The sequence below is a fragment of the Mycobacterium sp. KBS0706 genome (genome assembly GCF_005938675.2).
In the GTDB taxonomy this organism is placed as follows: domain Bacteria; phylum Pseudomonadota; class Alphaproteobacteria; order DSM-16000; family Inquilinaceae; genus Inquilinus.
In genome coordinates this window covers 1-781 of sequence record NZ_VCCH02000316.1, presented here as the reverse complement: position 1 = coordinate 781, position 781 = coordinate 1, and the positions used below count along the sequence as shown (strand labels likewise).

The following is a 781-nucleotide window of genomic DNA, read 5'->3' as shown; positions in this document are numbered from 1 at the left end:
CGGCATTGTCACGGGAACCTGAACGAGCCGAACTTTGGCTCGGTTCGATGCTGTGCTCAGGCGGCGGCGGTCGCGATCTGCCATTGTTGAGCGGCCGCAGCGCGGAAGAGGCGCTGCGTCCTTCGGGAGATCAGATGGCGCTCGAGATTGAAGGTGTTGTGGACGGCGGCGTGGGTGGCGAGGAATCGTTGGGACGATCCGGGTGACTTGAACCGCTGCATCTTCCGTTCCCGTCGTCGCACCACTTGATGGGAGTTCTCGGCTCGGTTGTTGCGGCGCAGGCCCTGCTCATGAAGCGCCGAGAGGCGGAGCTCTCGCCCGGCAGCACCATAGGAGCGCAGCTTGTCGGTCACGAGCACCGTGGGAGCGAAGCCCTGCTTCTTCAGCAGCTTGCGCATCAGCCGCAGCGCGGCGGCCTTGTCGCGTCTCGGCTGTACCAGCAGGTCGAGGATCTCGCCCTCGCTGTCAACGGCTCGCCACAGGAACATGCGCCGGCCCTGGATCGAGACGACCATCTCGTCCAGGTGCCAGGTGTCCGCAGGTCGGGGCCGCAGTCGACGCAGGTTGCGGGCATACGCCGATCCGAACTTGTCGACCCACCGGCGGATAGTCTCATAGGAGACGTCGAGGCCGCGTTCGGCCAGCAACTCCTCGACATCCCGGTAGCTCAAGGTGAACCGCAGATAGAGCCACACGGCATGCCTGATGATCTCAGGCGGGAACTGGTGACGGGCGTAGGAAATCGGCTCCATGCCCCTGCCCTACCGCGACGCAGCTCACT

1 protein-coding gene is annotated in these 781 nt (G+C 64.8%); it reads right to left on the bottom strand.

The window, feature by feature from the left end:
* Positions 1 to 56: 56 nt before the first annotated feature.
* On the bottom strand, positions 57 to 752 hold the full coding sequence (locus FFK22_RS42035) for an IS6 family transposase (RefSeq protein WP_143957027.1): 696 nt from the start codon (positions 750 to 752) through the stop codon (positions 57 to 59).
* Positions 753 to 781: the final 29 nt, after the last annotated feature.

Excerpts from the sequence above, each read along its gene's own strand:
- FFK22_RS42035 (WP_143957027.1), bottom strand. The coding sequence starts at position 752 with ATGGAGCCGATTTCCTACGCCCGTCACCAGTTCCCGCCTGAGATCATC.